Source organism: Leifsonia sp. LS1 (genome assembly GCF_020521355.1).
Classification (GTDB): domain Bacteria; phylum Actinomycetota; class Actinomycetes; order Actinomycetales; family Microbacteriaceae; genus Leifsonia.
Genome location: NZ_BPER01000008.1, coordinates 158,749 through 172,670, shown reverse-complemented (window position 1 = coordinate 172,670; position 13,922 = coordinate 158,749). Strand labels below are relative to the sequence as shown.

The following is a 13,922-nucleotide window of genomic DNA, read 5'->3' as shown; positions in this document are numbered from 1 at the left end:
TCTCCGGAATAGGTTGGGGCCGGGCGCGGCGCTCGGCAGGGTCAGGAGGTGCGGGTGGCGGTGGCCTCCGTGTCCGCGAGCTCCTCGCGGAGCTGCTCGCGGGGGTTGAGTACGACGCGGGGGCGCACGCCGGTGAAGCGCACGCGGAGGCCGCGATACCTGACGAGGTAGAAGACGCCGACGAGGGCGGCGGCGAATCCGCTCGCCGCGCCGACGCCCATCGCCCATCGTGGGCCGAACGTGTCGGCGACCCAGCCGACGATCGGCGCGCCCACCGGCGTCCCGCCCATGAAGATCGCCATGTAGATGGCCATCACCCGGCCGCGCAGCACGGGATCCGTGGTCATCTGCACCGTGCCGTTCGCGGTCGTCATGAGGGTCTGCGACGAGACGCCCACGAGGATGAGCGCGATCGCGAAGAGCCAGTAGGTCGGCATGACGGCGGCGAGGGCGCATCCCGCACCGAACAGGGCCGCGCCGGCGAAGAGCAGGGCGACGCGCGGGCGCTCGCGCCGCGCCGAGAGCAGAGCGCCGACGACCGAGCCGATCGCCATGACCGACGACAGGATGCCGTACTCGCCCGCCCCCTGGTGGAACACCGTCACGGACATGGTCGAGATGAAGATCGGGAAGTTGAGGCCGAACGTGCCGATGAGGAAGACCATCACCAGGATCACGAGGATGTCCGGGCGGTTGCGCACGTAGCGGAAGCCGTCGACGAGGCCGCCGCGCGTCCGCTTGGCCCGCTCCGTGCGGTAGAGCTGCTCGCGACGCAGGGTCATCAGCGAGAGGAGGACGGCGCCGAAGGTCGCGGCGTTGATGAGGAACACCCATCCCGCCCCCACTGCGGCCGTCAGCAGACCGGCGACGGCGGGACCGAGGAGCCGCGCCGCGTTGAACGACGCCGAGTTGAGGGCGACCGCGTTGGAGAGGTTGGGGCCCGCGACGAGTTCGGAGACGAAGGTCTGCCGGGCGGGCGCGTCGAACGCGGCGACCACGCCGAGCAGCAGTGCGAACACGTACACGTGCCACAGCTCCACCACGCCGGTGACGGTCAGCAGGCCGAGACCGAGGCCGAGCACTCCCATCGCGCCCTGCGTCGCCATGAGGAGCTTGCGCCGGTCGAGGTGGTCGGCCGCCCACCCCGTGATGGGGAGGAGGAGGAGCTGCGGGCCGAACTGCAGCGCCATCACGAACCCGACGGCGGCGGCGTTGTTGTGGGTGAGCTGGGTGAGGACGATCCAGTCCTGCGCCGTGCGCTGCATCCACGTGCCGACATTGGAGACCAGCGCGCCGGCGGCCCAGATGCGGTAGTTGACGCCGGCCAAGGAGCGGAACATGGCGCTCACGAGTCGGCGACCTCGCGCATGATCGCGGCGGCCTCCACCAGCACGGCGCGCTGCTCGGCGGTGAGGCCGCGGAGGCGCTGGTGCAGCCAGGCGTCGCGCCGGCGGCGCGTCTCGGCGACGAGCCCGCGCCCGGCCTCGGTCGGGACGACAACGACCTTGCGTCCGTCCTCGGCGTCGGCCGTGCGCACGACGTAGCCCGCCTGCTCCAGGTGGTTGACGATGCGGTTCATCGAGGGCGGCTTGACGCGCTCGTGCTCGCTGAGCCTGCCGATCGTCCCGGAGCCCTCGCGCACGAGGAAGGCGAGTGTGGAGGTCTGGGAGTCGCTGAGCTCGTCGTCCTCCTTCTCGGCGCGCAGCCGACGTGAGAGACGCGCGACCGCGATGCGCAGTGCGCTGCTGAGGTCGTGCGTCGTGATGCGGGAAGCCATGAATACTTAGCCTAGCAATTTAGGCTTGCTAAACAAAATGGCCGCGGCGCCGAGGTTCACGTGGTTGCGCCCATCCGGCTCGAATGGGCGCAACCACGTGAACCTCAGTGGTCTGCCGGCGTCTATCCGTGGGTCAGAATGATCCCGTGCAGCACACCTTCACCGATGACGACGGCATCCGCATCCACTACGACGCCTATCCGGCCGTCGGTTCGGCGCGGGCCGCCGTGCAGATCGCCCACGGTGTCGGGGAGCATGCGGCCCGCTACCGGCCGCTCGCCGAGCGGCTCGCCGCCGCCGGATACGCGGTCTATGCCGACGACCATCTCGGCCACGGGCGCACGGGAATGGAGCAGTGGGGCGGCGACGCGACGAAACTCGGAAGGCTCGGTCCCGGGGGCCTCCGCGCGGCGATCCGGGACGTGCGCGCCTTCAGCCATCTCGTCCGGGCCGAGAACCCGGATGTGCCGCTGGTCTACCTCGGACACAGCTGGGGCTCGCTGATGGGCCAGATCATCCTGAACCGGCACAGCGACGAGTACGACGCCGCCGTGCTCTCGGGCACGGCGTACCGGATGGTCGGGTCGATGAACAGCGGCGACCTCAACAAGCGGCACGCCCACCTGGGCACCACCGGGGCGGAGTGGCTGAGCCGCGACCCGCGGGTCGCCGAGGAGTTCGTGGACGACCCGCTCACCACCCTGACTCCGCTGCAGAAGCTGTTCGGGCTGACGGACGCCGCGCGGATGCTCGGGCGCCCGGCGCGCGGGCTGGCCCGCGACCTCCCGCTGCTCATCCAGGTGGGGAGCGACGACCCGCTCGGCGGGGAGGCCTCCGCCCGCCGCCTCGAGCGGGCGTACCGCACGCGGTCCGGGCTCAGCGACGTCACCACGATCGTCTACCCCGGCGCCCGCCACGAGATCTACAACGAGATCAACCGCGACGAGGTCGTCGCCGACCTCCTCGCCTGGCTCGACCCCCGCCTCCCCGCGCGCGCCTGACTCGGCTGCCCAGGCGGGGAAAAAGGCACGCGATCTCGCCGAGGCGGCAGACTGTTCGACCGCTCGACGAGTGCGTGCCTGGCGGAATTAGGGTGGGGGTATGCATGGTGAGTACAAGGTCCCGGGTGGCAAGCTCGTCGTCGTCGACCTGGAGGTCGTGGATGGCCGGATCAGCGGGTTCCGCCTGGCGGGCGACTTCTTCCTGGAGCCCGACACGGCGCTGGAGGCGATCGACGCGGCGGTGAACGGCCTGCCGGCCGAGTCGGACGCGAAGACCATCGCGTCGGCCGTCAAGGACGCTCTTCCCGAGGGTGCCATCCTGCTCGGCTTCTCGCCCGACGCCGTCGCCGTCGCCATCCGCCGCGCCCTGGCCAAGGCGACCAGCTGGCGCGACTATCCGTGGGAGATCGTGCACGCCAAGGCCGTCTCGCCGTTGATGCACCTGGCGCTCGACGAGGTCCTCACCACCGAGGTCGGCGACGGACGCCGCGGTCCCACGCTGCGCATCTGGGAGTGGGACGAGCCCGCCGTGGTGATCGGCAGCTTCCAGTCGGTGAAGAACGAGGTTGACCCCGAGAACGCCGAGAAGTACGGCATCCAGGTGGTGCGGCGGATCACCGGCGGCGGCGCGATGTTCATGGAGGCCGGCTCGGTGGTCACGTACTCGATCTACGCGCCCGCCGACCTGGTGCAGGGGATGAGCTTCGCCGACAGCTACGCGTTCCTCGACGAATGGGCGATCATCGCCCTCAAGTCGCTGGGCATCGACGCGGTGTACCAGCCGCTCAACGACATCACGAGCCCGTCCGGCAAGATCGGCGGTGCGGCGCAGAAGCGGCTCGGCTCGGGTGCGGTGCTGCACCACGTCACCATGAGCTACGACATGGACGGCCAGAAGATGACGGAGGTGCTCCGCATCGGTCGAGAGAAGATCAGCGACAAGGGCATCACCAGCGCCGCCAAGCGCGTCGACCCGCTCCGGAGCCAGACGGGCCTGAGCCGCGCCGAGATCATCGAGCGGATGAAGCAGACGTTCGCTGGTCTGTACGGCGCGACGGAGGGCGACATCACGGACGCGGAGTACGCGGAGGCGGAGCGCCTGGTCGAGGAGAAGTTCGGCACGGACGAGTGGCTGTACCGGGTGCCGTAGGCGCGCATCCACCTGACGAAGAGCCCGTATGCCGCTTCCGGCATACGGGTTTTTTCGCGCGGGCTCTTGCATTCCTCCCTGAACGTTCTGTTAGGTTAGCCAAGGCTTAGTTAGCTGAGCCTTACCTAATCCTCACCGTCAGAGATCGCTGCGGATCGGCCCGTGCCGACCGTCGCTCAGGAGTGCCATGACAGCGTCCCGAACTGCTACGCCCGCCCCCGATCCCGAGAGGCGCGCGCCGCGCCCCGCGCGCCGCATCCTCGCCGCCGCGCTCGCCGGCCTGCTCGTCGCAGCAGGCGTGACCGCCGTCGGCGCCACGCCGGCCCTGGCCGCGTCGGCGTCCGTCTCGGTCGCCCCGGCCACCGGCATCGATGCCGACAACGGCACCGTCACCGTCACCGGCTCCGGGTTCACCCCCACCGGCGCCGGGGTCAACGGCGTCTACGTGGGGGTCGGGCCCAAGGCGGCGCTCGACGACTCGACCTGGTTCGTCAACGCGTCGTTCTATCAGGGCGTCAAGTGGGTCAGCACCATCGCGGCGGACGGTTCGTTCACGTCGACGCTGACCGGACTGAAGAAGGTCTTCACGGCGAACGGCCGCACCGTGGACTGCTCGACCGAGGAGTGCGGGGTCTTCACGTTCGCCGCCCACGGCTCGACGGATCGGACCCAGGACACCTACACGCCGATCGCGTTCGCGGCACCGCAGCCGGCCAGCACCTCCGTCGCGCTCACCAGCAGCGCCGCGAGCGTGCAGGAGGGCTCGCCGGTCACGCTGACCGCCACGGTGTCGCCCGCGGACGTCGCCGGAACGGTGACGTTCGCCGAGGGCTCGACCACGCTGGGCAGCCAGGCCGTCTCCGCGGGCACCGCCGCCTTCACGAGCAGCGCCCTGGGCGTGGGGACGCACAGCATCACTGCCGCGTTCGCTCCAGCCGACAGCGCGGCGTACGGAGGCTCGACCTCCTCGGCCACGACGGTCACCGTCACCGCGGCCCCCCAGCCGACCGGCCCGTCCGTGACCGTCGCGCCCAGCACCGGGATCGACCCCGCCGCGGGAACGGTGACCGTCACGGGCTCGGGCTTCTCCACCACGGGCTCCGGCTTCTACATCGGCGTCGGACCCAAGTCCGCCGCGGACAACGCCGACTGGTTCGTGAAGGCGAGCTACTACCAGGGCGTCAAGTGGGCGACCACCGCCGGCACCTACGGCGCGAAGATCAACGCCGACGGCACCATCTCGATCGCTCTGGCCAACCTGAAGCGCGTCTTCACGTCGAACGGCGCGTCGGTCGACTGCGCCACCGTCGAGTGCGGCGTCTACACGTTCGCCGCGCACGGCTCCGCCGACCGCAGCCAGGACACCTACACCCCGATCGCCTTCGCCGAGCCGAAGACGACCACCACCGAGCTCTCGGTGAACGCGACGGCCGTCCAGGCCGGCCGCACGGTCACCCTCACCGCGACCGTCTCGCCGGCCACGGCGGGCACGGTCGAGTTCTTCGACGGCACGACCTCGCTCGGCTCGAGCACCGTCACCGACGGCGTCGCCTCGCTCGGCACGACCTCGCTCGCCTCCGGGGCTCGCTCGCTCACGGCGGCCTTCACCCCCAGCGACGCGACCGTCGCGACGGCGTCGACCTCCTCGGCCAGCACGGTCACCGTGTACGGCGCCTCGGACGCGCTCCCGGTGCTCGTCAGCCTCTCGGTCACGCCGGCCACCGCGGTCGAGGGCACCGAGCTCACCTACACGGCCACCCTGTCCGCGAACCTCGAGGGCGACGACCTGCCGACCGCGTTCCCCGGCTCCATCGTCTTCGGCGAGGGCGGCGGGACGTCCGGTCCCGACGCCGGCAGCAGCTACGGCACCGTCTCCGTCACCGGGAACACCGCGGTGTTCCGCACCTCGACCCTCGCGGTCGGCGACCACAAGGTGCGCGGCTGGTACACGCCGGTGGATGCGACGAAGTTCGCCTCCGCTCGCTCCAACTCGATCAAGGCCACGGTGACGGCCAAGCCGGTCACGCCGGGCGTCCCGACCGTGAGCGTGCCGCAGGTCCCCGCGGGCGGCGGAACCGTCACGGTGACCGGAAGCGGCTTCTCGACCGCCTCGCCCGGGATCTACCTGGCCCTCGGCCCGGCGGGCCTGCGCGGGTTCTACCAGGACTCGGCCCGGCTGATCCCGAGCCAGACGGTGTGGATCGCCGTGGGCAACCCCTCGGTGCCCTCCGGCACCACCCGCACCGCGCCGCTGAACGCGGACGGCACGTTCGCCGTGGACATCACGGTTCCCGCTCCGGACGCGACCACACCCGCCTACGCCGTCTACACCTCCAAGGCGCACGGCCAGGGCCTCGTCGACACGACCCAGGACACGAGCACCCCCGTGGCGTTCGCCTCGTCCGGCACCGCGGTCACGCCGACCGTGACGGTATCGACGTCCAGCGGCACCGGCAACGCGGGCGACCCGGTCGACGTCACCGTGCGGGTCACCCCCGCCGCCGAGGGCACGATCGCCATCCTCGACAACGGCAAGGTCGTCGCCAGCGGACTCCGCCTCGTCGCGGACACGGTCGCGCCGGCGTCGGGCGTCGTCACCTTCGCCGCCCTCGCCGCTGCGAGCTCGTCGTCGGTGACCGCACGGGTGCCCGGCCTCGCCTCCGGCACGCACGCCTTCTCGGCGAGCTTCACGCCGGACGACCCCACGTTGTTCACGCCCGTGGTCTCGCCCTCCGTCGACGTCGTCATCGCCCCCGCGGCCGCCGTGACCCCGCAGGCCCCGGCCCCCGTCGCCGCGGTGCAGCCGACCTGCGTGGCGCGCGCCGTCGGCGACGCGACGCTCGACTGGGGCGTGAAGACGAGCTTCCGCAACTACATCAGCGGTGGCATCGCCAACGGATCGTGGACCCTCTCGGGAGTGACCTACGCCGGCGGCCAGTACGGCTGGAGCGGCGGAAAGGGCAGCTTCAACCCGGACGAGACGCGCGGACTCGTGCGCTACTCGGGCTCGGTCTCGTTCACGGGACACGACGGAGTGCTGAACCTGGTGCTCTCGAACCTCGCGGTCCGGGTCACCAGCGCGACGCAGGCGACCCTCATCGCCGACGTCCACTCGACCGACATGAGCGGCAACCCGAGCGACTACTCGGGCGTCTCGTTCGCGACGATCGCGCTCGGCGGCGGCACGGCCTCCGGCTCGACGTTCGCGGTCGACGGCGCGGCCACCGCGCTGACCGCGGACGGCGCCAAGGCGTTCGCCGGCTTCTACAACGCGGGCGACGCGCTGGACCCGATCTCGTTCCGGTTCCCGCTCGGCGGCGAGGTGGAGTGCGACAGCACCACTGCCTCCTCCCTGGCGTCGACCGGCAGCACCGGCTCGGGCGTCGTGCCCCTGCTCGGCGGTCTGCTGATCCTCGCGGGCGTCGCCGCCGTCGCGGCCATGCGCCGCCGGTCGGTGCGCGCGGACGTGGAGGCTGTGTGACGCCCGACGGCACCTCGCCCATGGGCGGCGCTTCCCGCGCCGCCCATGGGCGTTCCCGCACCCTCCGCGCCGCGCGCGCCGTCGCCGTCGCCGTCCTCGTCGGCGTGCTGACGGGATGCGCGGCGGGCGCGCCGGCGGTCACGCCGACGAGCGCGAAACCATCGCCCTCCGCGACCGCGACCGGCGAAACGCTCCCGGACCCCCGCACCATCACCGGCCCGTCGACGGCCGCCTCCATCGCCGAGATCGTTCCCGTCGAGAAGAGCCCGAAGCCGTCGCTGCCGGTCACGGTCACCGACACGACCGGCACCTCCGTGACCGTCACCGACACCAGCCGCATCCTCGCCCTCGACATCTACGGCACGCTGGCCGAGACGGTCGTCGGGCTGGGCCTGGGCGACAAGCTCGTCGGGCGCGGCTCCTCCAACACGCTCGACGTGATGAAGGACCTCCCCCTGGTCACGCAGAACGGCCACGAGCTCAACGGCGAGGCGATCCTCGCCCTGCGGCCCACACTCGTGCTCACCGACACCACGCTCGGCCCGCGCGAGGTGCAGGACCAGCTGCGCGCCTCCGGTGTCCCCGTTTTATTCTTCGACCCGAAGCGCAGTATCGCGACGATCGGCGAGCAGACGCGGGCGGTCGCGCACGCGGTGGGGCTCGACGCCGTCGGCGAGAAGCTGGTGGAGCGCACGGACGAGGAGCTCGTCGCGGCGAAGGCGGACATCGCGAAGCTCGCCCCGCGCTCCGACGCGGACAAGCTGCGCATCGCGTTCCTGTACGTGCGCGGCACCGCAGGGGTCTTCTTCCTCTTCGGCAAGGGGATGGGCGCCGACGACCTGATCTCGGGCGTCGGCGCGGTGGACGTGGCCTCGGCCGCCGGCATCACCGGCGCGAAGCCCGCGAACAGCGAAGCCCTGCTGGCGACCAACCCGGACGTCTTCCTGATGATGACGGACGGACTGGAGTCGACGGGCGGCGTCGACGGCCTCCTGAAGCGACCCGGGGTGGCGGACACCCTCGCGGGTCAGCACCGGCGCATCGTCGACATGTCCGACGGGCAGATCCTCTCGTTCGGTCCGACCACCCCCGCGGTGCTGCGCTCGCTCGCCGACGCGCTGTACCGGCCCGGGGCGACGGGATGACCGCTCACGGCGTACGCGCCGGTCGGACCTCACGCGCGGGCCGGCCGGAGCAGCCCGATCGCTCGACCGTCGCCGCCGTGACCAGGGCGCGCGGCCGGCGGGCGCTCGTCATCGGAGCGATGGTGGTGCTGCTGCTCGCCGTCGTGCTGACGTCGTCCGCTCTCGGCCAGTTCTCGCTCTCCCCGGCCGAGATCGTCGGCTCCTTCGCGCGCCGCCTCGGCCTCGTGCCGTCGGCGCCGGCCGACGCCTACGCCGATGGCGCGCTCTGGAACGTGCGGTTCCCGCGCCTCGTGCTCGGCCTCGTCGTCGGCGCCGCGCTCGGCGTCGCGGGCGCGCTGATGCAGGGCGTGTTCGCGAACCCGCTCGCAGAGCCTGCCGTGGTGGGCGTCTCCGCGGGCGCCGCGGTCGGGGCGTGCGCCGCCATCGTCTTCGGGCTGCAGACGTTCGGCGCGGCGACGGTGCCTGCGGCGGCGTTCGTCTCCGGGGTGATCACGACCGTGCTCGTCTACGTGCTGGCGCGCGCCCGCGGACGCACCCGCGTGCTCATGCTCGTGCTCACCGGCATCGCCGTCAACGCGATCGCCAATGCCGTGATCGCGCTCTTCGTGTTCCTCGCCGACACCGCGAGCCGTGAGCAGATCATGTTCTGGCAGCTCGGCTCCCTCAACGGCGCGTCCTGGTCGGCGGTGGGCGTCACCCTGCCGCTGCTGGTCGTCGGCGTCGTCTGCGCCTGTCTGATGTCGCGGCGCCTGGATGCGCTCGCGCTCGGCGACCGCAGCGCCCGCCACCTCGGGGTGCCCGTCGAGCGCGTGCGGCTGGTCTCCATCCTCCTGGTGGCCCTGCTCACCGCGGTCGCCGTCTCGTTCGCCGGGATCATCGCCTTCGTCGGCCTGATCGTGCCGCACCTGCTCCGGCTGCTGATCGGACCGGGGCACGGCGCTCTGCTGCCGGCGAGCGCCCTCGGTGGCGCACTGCTGATCTCGATCGCCGACGTGGTCGCCCGCACGGCCATCCCGTTCGCCGACCTGCCGATAGGCATGTTCACCGCCCTGGTCGGCGGCCCCGTGTTCTTCATCCTGCTGCGGAGGACCGTGGCGGCGGGGGAGAGCGCATGAGCGCGCCGGCCCCGGGGGGCACGGCGATCACGACCGGCGGAGCGGAACTGCACGGTGTCGGTGTGACGATCGCCGGTCGTCGCATCCTCGACGGCGTCGACATCGCCGTCCGCCCGGGCGAGCTGGTGGCCCTCATCGGCCCGAACGGAGCGGGCAAGTCGACCGCGCTGGGCGTGCTCGCCGGCGACACGGCTCCTGACAGCGGCGTCGCCCTGATCGGCGGGCGGGACGCGCGCACGGTGAAGGTCGCCGAGCTCGGCCGGATGCGCGCCGTGCTGCTGCAGCAGAAGGGCGTCTCGTTCTCCTACCCCGTGCGCGAGGTCGTGGCGATGGGACGGATGCCGTGGGCGCGCACGCCGCAGAGCGGCGACGATGACGCCATCGTCGCCGACGCTCTGGAGCGCACGTCCACGGAGCACCTCGCGGATCGCGACGTGACCACGCTCTCCGGGGGTGAGCTCGCCCGCGTCTCCCTCGCCCGCGTGCTCGCCCAACGCTGCCCGATCGTGCTGCTCGACGAGCCGACGGACGCCCTCGACCTCGGCCACCAGGAGCAGGTGCTCGCCCTCGCTGCCGAGCTCGCCCGCTCCGGCTGCGCCGTGCTCGCCGTGCTGCACGACCTCAACCTGGCGGCCGCGTACGCCGACCGCGTCGTGCTGCTGAGCGACGGCCGCGTGGTCGCCGACGGCACGCCGGAGGACGTGCTCACGGCCGAGCGGGTGGCTGCGGTCTACGCCTATCCGGTCGATGTCATCCCGCACCCGGGGAGCGGGGCACCCTTGGTGCTTCCTGTGCGTCCACCGGGTGAGCGACGCCCCTCCGGTACCATCGAGGGGTGAATTGGTGGGTCGTGGGCGTCATCGTGGCGCTCGTCGTGGTGATCGTCGTGGCCGTGCGGCTCGGCTGGATCGACCTCTCCAACAAGACGCAGCGCGGCTCCGGCACCATGACCGGCGCCCTCGGCGGATCGTTCGACGAGATCTTCGCGCCGACCCGGCACGAAGCGCAGCAGGAGCTCGACCGCCAGTCGTTCCTCCCCGCGCCCGCACCCCTCCCCGGCGACGGCGAGAAGGGCGTCTGGGAGGGCGGCAAGATCACGATCGACGTCGGTGCGCAGGGCAACGGCCAGCGCGCGGCGGGCCGCGACGTCGACGACGACGGCCGGGCTACCGTCGTTGCAGGTCGGCGTACTCGGGATGCTCGCTGATCCAGCTCCGCACATAAGGGCAGGACGCGACCACGCGACGCTCTGAGTTGTCGCGCACATCATCGAGCGCCGTCTGCACGAGCGTCGACGCCATCCCCTTCTCACGTTTCTCCGGGTCGACCTCGGTGTGCGTGAACACGATCGCGTCGTCCCGCAGGTCGTACTCGGCGACGCCGATGCGCTCGCCGTCCTTGTAGAGCGCGTAGCGCGACTCGTCCGGTTCGTTCTGCACGGTCAGGCTCATGGGGCTCACGCTACCCCGGATGGCCGCCGAGTTTTCTGGACGCGTGTCTAGAAAACGGCGTAGAGTCACGGTGTGACCCCCTCCGAGAGGACGACGCCGTCCGAACCCGCCCTCGCCGCCGTGCGCGGCGGCCTGCGTGATTCGGCCGATCCGCGTGTCCAGCGCACCCGCCGGAAGCTGTTCGACGCCGTCGAGCGGCTCTCCGCCGGGCCGGGGGAGGTGACGGTGAGCGCGATCGTCGCCGAGTCCGGAGTGAGCCGCGCCACCTTCTACACGCACTTCGCCGACATCGACGAGCTGGCGCTGCGGATGCAGGAGTCGGCCTTCGCCGCGATCGCCGCCTCCGAGCGAGACGGGCACGCGGGCGACCACACCGCCGCGATGCTCGACTCCCAGCGCCTGCTGGTCGAGCACTATGCCGGCCACCGCTCGCTCTACGCAGCCGTCTACCGCCTGCCCGCGGGACGCGGCGTGCAGGCGCGGGTCGCCTGGGTCATGGCCGGGAGCATCCGGTCGCACATCCAGGACACCGGCGCGCTGCCGGCCGGGCTCGACGTCGACCTCGCCGCCACCTACATCGCGAACGCCGCGACCGGCCTGCTCGTGTCGTGGGTGCTCGGCGAGGTGGAGGCCGAGCCCGAGCAACTCGCCGAGCACCTCCTCGAACTCATGCCCGCGTGGATGCACGCCGGGCACCCCGCCGCCGGAGACGCCGGCGACACCACACCCGAAAGGAACACCCCATGAAAGCAGTCGTCGTGCGCGAGATCGGCGCAGGCTTCGAGACCGCCGAACTGCAGATCGCGGCACCACGGGGCCGGGAGGTGCTGCTCGACGTCAAGGCGTCCGGGCTCTGCCACACCGACCTGACCATGTCGCGTCACGAGATGGGCACACCGCTGCCCGCCGTCTTCGGCCACGAGGTCGCGGGTATCGTCACCGAGGTCGGCCCCGATGTGACCGAGCTCGCTGTCGGCGACCACGTGGTCGGGTGCCTCGTGCAGTACTGCGGCGCGTGCGAGAGGTGTCTCTCCGGTCGCGTCTACCAGTGCCTCCACCCCGAGAAGACGCTCCGTGCCGACGACGAGCCGGCCCGGCTCAGCGAGGCCGGTTCCCCGGTCTTCCAGGCGTTCGGGCTGGGCGGCTTCGCGCAGCAGGCTCTCATCCACGAGAACCAGCTGGTGAAGGTGCCCGACGAGATCCCGTTCCCGCAGGCCGCGCTGCTCGGCTGCGGCGTCGTCACCGGTGCGGGAGCCGTCATCAACACCGCGAACGTGCAGGCGGGCGACTCCGTGGTCGTCATCGGCGCGGGCGGCGTCGGGCTCAACGCGATCAACGGGGCCCTGGTCGCCGGGGCGGCCACGATCATCGCGGTCGACATCGCCGACGACAAGCTCGAGAAGGCGCGCAGCTTCGGGGCGACCCATGTCGTCAACTCGACCGCGGGCGACCCTGTCGCCGCCGTGCTCGAGATCACCGGCCGGGGCGCGGACGCGGTGTTCGACTTCGTCGGCATCAAGCAGGTCGCCGAGCAGGGCCTCCAGATGGTCGCGCCCGGCGGGGGTCTCTACCTCATCGGCGTGATCGACCCGACCTCCGAGATCGCGGTGCACCAGGTCGGCCTGATCGGCTCCCAGCGCCGCATCCAGGGCGTCTACATGGGCTCGACGACCGCCAAGCGCGACATCCCGCTCTACGCGAACCTGTACCTCCAGGGGCGCTTCGAACTCGATGCGCTGCTGTCGAAGGAGATCGCGCTCGACGAGATCGAGCAGGGGTACGAGGCCTTGAAGGACCCGAACGTGACCCGCGTCGTCGTCACCTCTCTCTGACCGGCCCGCTCCGCACGGAGCGATGGCGGCGGGGCGCTGCGAGAATGGACCCATGCTCGAGACCGTCCCCGCCGCCGGCGCGCCCGCGCCGCTGTGGCACCCCGCGGCCCCGAGCACCGTCGTGCACGCCGACAACCTCGACGTCGTCGCCGCGCTCCCGGACGAGTCGTTCCGGCTGATCTACCTCGACCCTCCCTTCAACACCGGCCGGTCGCAGGCGCGGCGCGCGATGAAGGCCGTGCGGTCGGAGCCCGGCGCGGGAGGCAGCGTGATCGGCTTCAAAGGCCGCAGCTATGAGCGCATCAAGGGCGACCTCCTCAGCTACGACGACCGGTTCGAGGACTACTGGGAGTTCCTGGAGCCACGGCTCATCGAGGCCTGGCGGGTGCTCGCCGACGACGGGACGCTGTATCTGCACCTCGACTACCGGGAGTCGCATTACGCGAAGGTGCTGCTCGACGCGCTGTTCGGCCGTGAGAGCTTCCTCAACGAGATCGTGTGGGCTTACGACTACGGGGCCAAGTCGAAGACCCGCTGGCCGGCGAAGCACGACACCATCCTCGTGTACGTGAAGAACCCCTCCGCCTACTTCTTCGACTCCTCCGCCGTCGACCGGGAGCCGTACATGGCGCCCGGGCTGGTCACACCCGAGAAGGCGGAGCTGGGCAAACTGCCGACCGACGTGTGGTGGCACACCATCGTGTCGCCGACGGGCCGCGAGAAGACGGGCTACCCGACCCAGAAGCCCGAGGGCGTGCTGCGCCGCGTCGTGCAGGCGTCGAGCCGCGAGGGCGACTGGGTGCTCGACTTCTTCGCCGGCAGCGGCACCACCGGCGCGGTGGCCGCCGCGCTCGGCCGGCGTTTCCTCCTGGTCGACAGCAACCCCGAGGCGGTCGCCGTGATGCGGGACCGTTTCGCCGGGCACGAGCGTGAGGTGCGGTTCGTCTGAGCCGGAGCGCCTGCGCGGCGC

The 13,922-nt window shown here is 71.6% G+C and carries 13 protein-coding genes; 10 read left to right on the top strand and 3 right to left on the bottom strand.

Features of this window, described 5'->3' with window-relative positions:
• Nucleotides 1-41: 41 nt before the first annotated feature.
• Nucleotides 42-1,340 carry an MFS transporter gene (locus LLS1_RS15170; RefSeq protein WP_223360880.1) on the bottom strand — a complete coding sequence of 433 codons (1,299 nt, stop codon included), beginning with the start codon at nt 1,338-1,340 and terminating at the stop codon, nt 42-44.
• Nucleotides 1,341-1,345: 5 nt separating this feature from the next.
• Nucleotides 1,346-1,777, bottom strand: a complete 432-nt coding sequence (locus tag LLS1_RS15165) for a MarR family winged helix-turn-helix transcriptional regulator (protein ID WP_226656790.1) — start codon at nt 1,775-1,777, stop codon at nt 1,346-1,348.
• 146 nt (nt 1,778-1,923) lie between these two features.
• On the opposite strand from LLS1_RS15165, the gene LLS1_RS15160 reads away from it, so the two are divergent.
• The 7 genes from LLS1_RS15160 to LLS1_RS15130 all read left to right on the top strand — a co-directional run bounded on the left by LLS1_RS15160 (nt 1,924) and on the right by LLS1_RS15130 (nt 10,876).
• Entirely contained in the window at nt 1,924-2,778 is an 855-nt protein-coding gene (locus LLS1_RS15160; protein ID WP_226656789.1) for an alpha/beta hydrolase, read from the top strand.
• Between the two features lie 100 nt (nt 2,779-2,878).
• Nucleotides 2,879-3,928: a biotin/lipoate A/B protein ligase family protein gene (locus LLS1_RS15155; RefSeq protein WP_226656787.1), complete on the top strand. Its 1,050-nt coding sequence runs from the start codon at nt 2,879-2,881 to the stop codon at nt 3,926-3,928.
• Between the two features lie 187 nt (nt 3,929-4,115).
• Entirely contained in the window at nt 4,116-7,409 is a 3,294-nt protein-coding gene (locus tag LLS1_RS15150) for an HtaA domain-containing protein (protein WP_264186944.1), read from the top strand.
• On the top strand, nt 7,406-8,554 hold the full coding sequence (locus tag LLS1_RS15145; RefSeq protein ID WP_226656785.1) for a hemin ABC transporter substrate-binding protein: 1,149 nt from the start codon (nt 7,406-7,408) through the stop codon (nt 8,552-8,554). Before LLS1_RS15150 ends, LLS1_RS15145 begins: the two co-directional genes overlap by 4 nt.
• A 77-nt stretch (nt 8,555-8,631) precedes the next feature.
• On the top strand, nt 8,632-9,669 hold the full coding sequence (locus tag LLS1_RS15140) for an iron ABC transporter permease (protein WP_223358998.1): 1,038 nt from the start codon (nt 8,632-8,634) through the stop codon (nt 9,667-9,669).
• Nucleotides 9,666-10,508: a heme ABC transporter ATP-binding protein gene (locus LLS1_RS15135; protein ID WP_226656783.1), complete on the top strand. Its 843-nt coding sequence runs from the start codon at nt 9,666-9,668 to the stop codon at nt 10,506-10,508. Before LLS1_RS15140 ends, LLS1_RS15135 begins: the two co-directional genes overlap by 4 nt.
• Complete coding sequence (locus LLS1_RS15130; protein ID WP_223359000.1) at nt 10,505-10,876, top strand: hypothetical protein; 372 nt, start codon at nt 10,505-10,507, stop codon at nt 10,874-10,876. Before LLS1_RS15135 ends, LLS1_RS15130 begins: the two co-directional genes overlap by 4 nt.
• On the opposite strand, the gene LLS1_RS15125 is transcribed toward LLS1_RS15130, so the two are convergent.
• A complete protein-coding gene (locus tag LLS1_RS15125) occupies nt 10,836-11,120 on the bottom strand; it encodes a GNAT family N-acetyltransferase (RefSeq protein ID WP_223359001.1) in 285 nt (94 codons plus the stop codon). The genes LLS1_RS15130 and LLS1_RS15125 overlap by 41 nt on opposite strands.
• A 72-nt stretch (nt 11,121-11,192) precedes the next feature.
• On the opposite strand from LLS1_RS15125, the gene LLS1_RS15120 reads away from it, so the two are divergent.
• Genes LLS1_RS15120 through LLS1_RS15110 form a run of 3 tightly spaced genes read left to right on the top strand, consistent with a single transcriptional unit; the run spans nt 11,193 to nt 13,901 of the window.
• Nucleotides 11,193-11,867 (top strand): TetR/AcrR family transcriptional regulator, encoded by a 675-nt coding sequence (locus LLS1_RS15120; protein ID WP_226656782.1) that lies wholly within the window; start codon nt 11,193-11,195, stop codon nt 11,865-11,867.
• Nucleotides 11,864-12,952, top strand: coding sequence for a zinc-binding dehydrogenase (locus tag LLS1_RS15115; protein WP_226656780.1), 1,089 nt, complete (start codon nt 11,864-11,866; stop codon nt 12,950-12,952). The genes LLS1_RS15120 and LLS1_RS15115 overlap by 4 nt, the downstream gene beginning before the upstream one ends.
• Nucleotides 12,953-13,004: 52 nt before the next feature.
• The gene (locus LLS1_RS15110) at nt 13,005-13,901 is read left to right on the top strand and encodes a site-specific DNA-methyltransferase (RefSeq protein WP_223359004.1); all 897 of its coding nucleotides are present in this window, start codon (nt 13,005-13,007) and stop codon (nt 13,899-13,901) included.
• Nucleotides 13,902-13,922: the final 21 nt, after the last annotated feature.